Source organism: Streptococcus pseudopneumoniae, assembly GCF_001068775.1.
Classification (GTDB): domain Bacteria; phylum Bacillota; class Bacilli; order Lactobacillales; family Streptococcaceae; genus Streptococcus; species Streptococcus pseudopneumoniae_N.
In genome coordinates this window covers 1-7,607 of record NZ_JWAJ01000018.1, presented here as the reverse complement: position 1 = coordinate 7,607, position 7,607 = coordinate 1, and the positions used below count along the sequence as shown (strand labels likewise).

Genomic DNA, 7,607 nt, shown 5'->3' with positions numbered 1-7,607 from the left:
ATTGAATATGCCATAAGAAGATTATACCACATTATGTACTGTTTTAGGTTCAATTGACTATATTTGGTACAAAAAACAAAATGACAAGCAAAAAAAGCCTTGAAATTAAGGCTTTTTCCTGTTGATTTAGATGCCCCCTGCAGGACTCGAACCTGCGACCCATAGATTAAGAGTCTACTGCTCTACCAACTGAGCTAAGAAGGCAAATAAAAAGCTGTATTGGTGCCGAAACTTCACGGTTTGTATTGAACCCGCGCAATTAAGCAGGTGGGCAACTCGCTCTAACTGAAGCTGTTTCCGTGTGAGACGGCCTACATGCTGTTAGAAGACTTTTGTTTCCCTAATAATACAAAAAATAGTCGGTCAACACTTAAGTGTGAGGTCGTACACCACAGCGTTTCTATGTTTATATAATACCACTTTTTCAAAAAAAATCAAGGGGTAAATGTAATTATTTGGAAAGGATTTCACAAATTTCGTAATTTATCAATGGTTTCCTTGCGCTGAGCTAGGGCTCGTTCGTATTTTCCGGTATCTTCTGGTGAGAAGTAGCTATGGTCGCGAATTTTTTCTGGTAAATAATCTTGCTTGACCCAGTGACCAGGATAACTATGTGGATAGAGGTAGTTTTGGGCGTTGCCTAATTCCTTGCTACCGCTATAATGGCCATCTCGCAAGTGACGTGGAATCGGCAGATGCCCCGATGTTTTAAGGTCAGACAAGGCCTTATCTATAGCCACGTAGGCTGAGTTAGACTTAGGTGAAAGCGCCAGATCAATGACAACATTGGCAATGAGGATGCGAGCTTCGGGGAAGCCGATTCTCTGTGCAGCATCCAAAGCAGTTACGGTATGGATCTGTGCATCGGGATTAGCCAAGCCGATATCTTCATAAGCAATCACCGTCAAACGGCGTGCCAAACTAGGAAGGTCACCTGCTTCAATCAAGCGGGCAGCGTAGTGGAGACTGGCATCGACATCCGAGCCACGGATGGATTTTTGCAGAGCAGAGAGAACGTCGTAATGTCCATCTCCATCCTTGTCCATAGTGATATAGCTTCTCTGAAGACTATTTTCCATGATGTCAAGCGTGATATGACGGATGCCGTCATCATTTTCTGGGGTGGAGAGAACTGCCAAATCAAGCGAATTAAAGGCAGAACGGAGGTCTCCATTGGTAGATTTTGCGATAAAATCAAGGGCATTATCATCTAACTCAACAGGGAAATCAAAACCTCTTTCAGGGTCAGTCAGGGCTATTTGAATGGCTCCTTTGACATCTTGGTTAGACAGAGGTTCCAGTTCAAAAATCTGAACACGGCTACGAATGGCTGGAGTGACAGAAAAGAAAGGATTTTCAGTCGTCGCCCCAATCATGATGACCAGTCCGCTTTCTAGGAGTGGAAGGAGGAAGTCTTGTTTAGTCTTGTCAAGACGATGAATCTCGTCTAGTAGCAGTACAAGGCCACCTGAGAATTTAGCTTCTTCAGCGATTTCTTGGAGACGTTTTTTACTATCAACAGTGGCATTGAAGGTCCGAAAGGCATACTTGGTCGTTCCAGCGATGGCTGAAGCGATACTGGTTTTTCCGATGCCTGGAGGTCCATAGAGAATCATGGATGATAAGCGGTTAGCCTCTACCATGCGACGGATGATTTTTCCTGAGCCGACCAGATGCTCCTGACCGATGACCTGGTCGATGGTTTTAGGGCGCATGCGAAGCGCGAGATTGTCTGGCATAGCAGTCCTTTCTAACGTGGATTTTCTGATACATATGTGGTAAGATGGTAGTATCTATTTTAGCATATTTCCGAGCAATCGGGGCGATTAAAGAGTCGTATAGAAAGAGGACAAAATGGCAACATACGGATTTTTAGATGTTTTACAAGAAGAGTTGGATAAGAACTTTCCTTTTGATTATGAGATTAGTTGGGATAAGCGCAATCATGCGGTTGAAGTGAGTTTTCTATTAGAGGCACAAAATGCTGCAGGGGTGGAGATGTTAGATGAAGACGGAGAGGTTTCGTCAGATGATATCCTTTTTGAAGAAGCGGTGCTTTTTTACAACCCTGCCAAGTCAACAGTTAATGCAGAAGACTATCTCACAGTCATCCCTTACCTGCCTAAGAAAGGTTTTTCTCGTGAATTTTTAGCTTATTTTGCGCTATTTCTCAAAGATACTGCAGAGGTTGGACTAGATGCCCTCATGGACTTTTTGGAAGATCCAGAAGCAGAAGAATTTGTCATGGAATGGAATCAAGAAGTCTTTGAAGAAGGGAAAGCAGGCTTGGAAGAGGGAGAATTTTATCCTTATCCGAGATATTAGGAGTCTAGCATGGAAATAGAACTTACTGATTTCCAAGGTTGCAAGATTGCCTTATTTTGTGGTGATAAACTACTGGTCATCTTGCGTGATGATAAGGAAAATATCCCTTGGCCCAATATGTGGGAGTTGCCGGGTGGTGGCCGTGAAGGGGACGAAAGCCCATTTGAATGTGCGGCGCGTGAAGTTTATGAAGAACTGGGAATTCATTTAAATGAAGATTGTTTGCTCTGGAGCAAGGTCTATCCCAGCATGCTCTATGAAGGCAGACAGTCAGTATTTATGGTCGGTCAGTTAAGTCAGGATCAGTTTGACAGTATCACCTTTGGAGATGAAGGGCAAGCCTATAAACTGATGAACATTGAGGAATTTTTGACATCCAGTCAAGTAGTTCCGCAGTTGCAGGGGAGATTGAGGGATTATTTGGAGGAAGTTATTAGAGAGGGTAAAATCTAAGGATATGAATATTACTTATATAGTTGGAAATGGTTTGGATTTGCAATATGGTTTGAAAACAAGATATAAGGATTTCTATGAATTTCAAAATAGGGCTTACATAAGTAGGAAAGAGAACGAGGAAGAATATTCAAATCTCATTTATGAGTCTCTATTTTCTGATAAAGTAAATGATTATGAAAATTGGTCAGATTTTGAATTGTCAATTGGTAAATTAACAAAAGATTACGACCTCATTTCCTCAAGTGTAGAAATGAAGGAGAAATTTATAGACGATTTTAGTGAAGTAGTTGACGATTTAAGAGAATATCTACGTATACAACAAGAAAAAAATCTTGAGAAAGGCAATAGAATTGATTTTGTAAGTACTCTAAATGATATGAAGAAATCTCTCCCTGTAATCAATCAACCCACTATTGATAAAAAATATAATGAAAATCTATATCAACACGATATCGTGAATATATTAACTCTTAATTACACAAATGTAATCGATAAATTATATAATGAGTCAGCAAAATCATTTAGCAATCAATTACGAACTAATAATTATAAATTTCACATTGCGCCTCCAATTCATGCACATGGAACGGTAGATATTTGCACAGTTTTAGGAGTTAGTGACGAGACACAGATTTCAAATAGTTTTGATGAAGAACAAAAAGAATCCTTAATAAAAAATTTAGTTTTGAAGAACTATAGAGAAAATATGGATGTTAAAAATAGCGATATTATAAAAAATTCTGACATCATAATTCTTTATGGGGTTTCTTTGGGAGAGACTGATGGGTATATCTGGAATCAGATTGCTGAACAATCAATCAGAAGTTCTGTTCCTGTCATAATTTACCATTATGTACCTCATTTTGATGCAGGAAACCCCACTAGAGTAAAACGCTTATACAGAAATGTAGAAGACAAATTCATACAAAATAGTGGAATTGATTTAGAGTTAGAGAAGAAATTAAGAGATAACCTTATTGTTGTTATTGGAAAGACTATTTTTAATCTGATGGAAAGGTAAGCAAAATATATAATGGAAACATGGCAAGAGTTAAAAGTTACAGTCAAGCGTGAGGGAGAGGAGTTGGTTTCCAACCTCTTGATTGAGTTAGGTGCCCAAGGGGTAGCAATTGAAGATAGCATGGACTATGTTGGAAATGTGGACCGCTTCGGTGAGATTTTCCCTGAGGTCGAGCAACAAGAAGAAATTGTGGTGACCGCCTACTATCCTGACACAGTTGATGTCGCAGTGGTGGAAGCGGACTTGCAAACTCGTCTCTCAGAATTGACCGACTTTATGGACTTAGGAGAAATCAAGATTGGTACGACTGCCTTAGCTGAGGAAGACTGGGCAGACAATTGGAAGAAGTATTATGAACCGGCACGCATCACCCATGACCTAACCATCGTACCGTCATGGACGGACTATGAGGCGACTGCGGGAGAAAAGATTATCAAGCTGGACCCTGGCATGGCCTTTGGAACGGGAACGCACCCAACAACCAAGATGAGTCTCTTTGCCTTGGAGCAAGTTCTTCGTGGTGGCGAAACAGTGCTAGATGTAGGGACTGGTTCAGGGGTTCTTTCTATTGCAAGCTCACTCCTAGGTGCCAAGGAGATTTTCGCCTATGACTTGGATGATGTGGCGGTTCGTGTCGCTCAGGAAAATATTGAGCTCAATCCTGGTATGGAAAACATCCATGTAGCCCCAGGCGATTTGCTTAAAGGAGTGGAAATTGAGGCAGATGTTATCGTGGCCAATATCTTAGCGGATATCCTTATTCATCTGACGGAGGATGCTTATCGCTTGGTCAAGGATGAAGGCTACCTCATCATGAGTGGCATTATCAAGGACAAGTGGGATATGGTGCGTGAGTCAGCTGAGTCAGCTGGATTTTTCCTTGAAACCCATATGATTCAAGGGGAGTGGAATGCCTGTGTCTTCAAGAAGACCAAGGATATCTCCGGTGTGATTGGAGGCTAGCATGCAACAGTATTTTGTAAAAGGTCTTGCCACATCACCTGTCACCATCGAGGACAAGGAGACCAGCAAGCACATGTTTCAGGTTATGCGCCTGAAAGAAGATGATGAGGTCGCTTTAGTATTTGATGATGGCATTAAGCATTTGGCGCGCGTGGTCAATGTGGAATCTCGTCAATTGGAGCTAGTTGAAGAATTAGCTGATAATGTGGAACTGCCAGTACAAGTGACCATCGCATCTGGTTTTCCCAAGGGAGATAAGTTGGAGTTTATCACTCAAAAGGTGACGGAACTAGGTGCTAGTCAGATTTGGGCCTTCCCTGCAGACTGGTCAGTTGCTAAATGGGACGGTAAAAAACTAGGGAAAAAAGTCGAGAAACTAGAAAAAATCGCCCTTGGAGCAGCCGAGCAAAGCAAGCGCAACTTTGTCCCAAGTATTACGCTTTTTGAGAAAAAGGCAGACTTTCTAGCACAACTGAGCCAGTTTGACCGCATCGTGGTGGCTTATGAAGAGTCGGCTAAAGAAGGCGAATCAGCTGCACTTATAAAAGCAGTTGCTGGACTGGAAAAAGGAGCTAAATTGCTCTTTATCTTTGGTCCAGAAGGTGGTCTCTCACCTGCAGAAATCGAGAGTTTTGAAGCTAAAGGAGCAGTCTTGGCAGGTCTTGGTCCTCGTATTTTGCGAGCAGAAACAGCACCGCTTTATGCCCTGTCAGCCCTTAGTGTTTTATTAGAATTAGAGAAATAAGAGGAAAAAGATGGAACAAAAACACCGTTCAGAATTTCCTGAAAAGGAACTTTGGGATTTGACAGCCCTATATCAAGACCGTGAGGACTTCTTGCGTGCGATAGAGAAGGCGCGTGAAGACATCAATCAATTTAGTCGAGATTACAAGGGCAATCTTCATACTTTTGAAGATTTCGAGAAAGCTTTTGCAGAATTGGAACAAATCTACATTCAGATGAGTCATATCGGTAATTATGCCTTTATGCCTCAGACGACAGACTATGGTAATGAAGATTTTGCCAATATCGCCCAAGCTGGAATGGAGTTTGAGACAGATGCCAGTGTTGCCTTGACCTTCTTTGACGATGCCTTGGTGGCAGCTGACGAGGAAGTCTTGGACCGTTTGGGTGAATTACCTCATTTGACAGCGGCCATTCGTCAGGCCAAAATCAAAAAAGCCCACTATCTAGGGGCTGATGTGGAGAAGGCCTTGACCAATCTCGGTGAAGTTTTCTACAGTCCGCAGGATATTTACACTAAAATGCGAGCTGGGGATTTCGAAATGGCTGACTTTGAAGTCAATGGCAAGACCTACAAAAACAGCTTTGTGAGCTATGAAAATTTCTACCAAAACCATGAGGATGCTGAGGTTCGTGAGAAATCTTTCCGTTCCTTCTCAGAAGGTCTTCGTAAGCACCAAAATACGGCTGCAGCAGCCTATCTAGCCCAAGTCAAGTCTGAAAAACTCTTGGCTGATATGAAGGGCTACGACTCCGTCTTTGATTATCTTCTGGCTGAGCAGGAAGTGGATCGTGCCATGTTTGACCGCCAAATTGACCTCATCATGAAGGATTTTGCGCCAGTTGCTCAGAGATACCTCAAGCATGTTGCCAAGGTCAATGGTCTTGAAAAGATGACCTTTGCGGACTGGAAATTGGACTTGGACAGTGCTCTGAATCCTGAAGTGACTATTGATGATGCCTACGATTTGGTTATGAAGTCGGTAGAACCTTTGGGGCAAGAATATTGTCAGGAAGTTGCTCGCTATCAAGAAGAACGCTGGGTGGACTTTGCTGCTAATAGTGGTAAGGATTCTGGTGGCTATGCAGCTGATCCATACCGTGTGCATCCTTATGTTCTCATGAGCTGGACAGGTCGTTTGAGCGATGTTTATACCTTGATTCATGAAATCGGGCACTCTGGTCAATTCATCTTTTCTGACAATCACCAAAGCTATTTTAACGCCCACATGTCGACCTACTATGTTGAAGCACCGTCAACCTTCAATGAATTGCTTTTAAGTGATTACTTGGAACACCAGTCTGATGATCCACGTCAGAAACGATTCGCTCTTGCCCACCGCTTGACAGATACCTACTTCCATAACTTTATCACCCACCTCTTGGAAGCAGCCTTCCAGCGTAAGGTTTATACATTGATTGAAGAAGGGGAGACCTTTGGAGCAAGTAAACTCAACAGCATTATGAAGGAAGTCTTGACAGACTTTTGGGGAGATGCCATTGAGATTGACGACGATGCGGCTCTGACTTGGATGCGCCAAGCTCACTATTACATGGGCTTGTATAGCTACACTTACTCAGCTGGACTTGTCATCTCGACTGCTGGTTACCTTCATCTTAAAAACTCAGAAACTGGAGCTGAAGACTGGCTCAATCTCCTTAAATCAGGTGGTAGTAAGACACCGCTTGAGTCAGCCATGATTATCGGAGCAGATATTTCAACAGACAAACCACTCCGTGATACCATTCAATTCTTGTCTGATACGGTTGACCGAATTATCAACTACAGTGCCCAGTTGGGAGAGTAAATTAAAAGAATCTGGGACAAAAGTCTGATCTTAAATATAAAAAGCGAACAAAACGAGTTATCTGACACTCAGAATTCGGTCTTGTTCGCTTTTTTATCTAATCTATTGCTTTAAAAAATTTATAGTTGATTGAAATAAGACATGAACAAAGAGATTAGGAAAGTCAAATCAATTTCTAAAAATGTTTTAGAATCTGTAGTGTACTATTCTAAGTTCAATCGGCTATATATAGTAGATTGAATTAAGATGTGAACAAAGAGATTAGGAAAGTCAACTTAATTTCTAGAAGT

7 protein-coding genes and 1 tRNA gene are annotated in these 7,607 nt (G+C 41.9%); 6 read left to right on the top strand and 2 right to left on the bottom strand.

All coding sequences use genetic code 11. From position 1 onward, the window contains the following. Positions 1 to 131 precede the first annotated feature (131 nt). Together ADF68_RS00610 and ADF68_RS00605 are read right to left on the bottom strand one after the other, a co-directional pair. Positions 132 to 204 (bottom strand) — tRNA-Lys (locus tag ADF68_RS00610). Between the two features lie 263 nt (positions 205 to 467). Next, the gene (locus ADF68_RS00605) at positions 468 to 1,739 is read right to left on the bottom strand and encodes a replication-associated recombination protein A (RefSeq protein WP_049548199.1); all 1,272 of its coding nucleotides are present in this window, start codon (positions 1,737 to 1,739) and stop codon (positions 468 to 470) included. Between the two features lie 115 nt (positions 1,740 to 1,854). Here ADF68_RS00605 and ADF68_RS00600 point away from each other — a divergent pair, with 115 nt between their 5' ends. Genes ADF68_RS00600 through pepF form a run of 6 tightly spaced genes read left to right on the top strand, consistent with a single transcriptional unit; the run spans position 1,855 to position 7,317 of the window. Beyond that, positions 1,855 to 2,325, top strand: a complete 471-nt coding sequence (locus ADF68_RS00600) for a DUF3013 family protein (protein WP_000257132.1) — start codon at positions 1,855 to 1,857, stop codon at positions 2,323 to 2,325. Between the two features lie 9 nt (positions 2,326 to 2,334). Continuing rightward, positions 2,335 to 2,778, top strand: coding sequence for an NUDIX hydrolase (locus tag ADF68_RS00595; protein ID WP_049548198.1), 444 nt, complete (start codon positions 2,335 to 2,337; stop codon positions 2,776 to 2,778). 4 nt (positions 2,779 to 2,782) lie between these two features. Continuing rightward, positions 2,783 to 3,802: an AbiH family protein gene (locus ADF68_RS00590; RefSeq protein WP_049548197.1), complete on the top strand. Its 1,020-nt coding sequence runs from the start codon at positions 2,783 to 2,785 to the stop codon at positions 3,800 to 3,802. Between the two features lie 12 nt (positions 3,803 to 3,814). Next, positions 3,815 to 4,765, top strand: a complete 951-nt coding sequence (gene prmA, locus ADF68_RS00585; RefSeq protein WP_049548196.1) for a 50S ribosomal protein L11 methyltransferase — start codon at positions 3,815 to 3,817, stop codon at positions 4,763 to 4,765. A 1-nt stretch (position 4,766) separates the two neighbouring features. Further along, positions 4,767 to 5,510 carry a 16S rRNA (uracil(1498)-N(3))-methyltransferase gene (locus ADF68_RS00580; protein WP_049548195.1) on the top strand — a complete coding sequence of 248 codons (744 nt, stop codon included), beginning with the start codon at positions 4,767 to 4,769 and terminating at the stop codon, positions 5,508 to 5,510. Positions 5,511 to 5,520: 10 nt separating this feature from the next. After that, on the top strand, positions 5,521 to 7,317 hold the full coding sequence (gene pepF / locus ADF68_RS00575; protein ID WP_049548194.1) for an oligoendopeptidase F: 1,797 nt from the start codon (positions 5,521 to 5,523) through the stop codon (positions 7,315 to 7,317). Positions 7,318 to 7,607 lie beyond the last annotated feature (290 nt).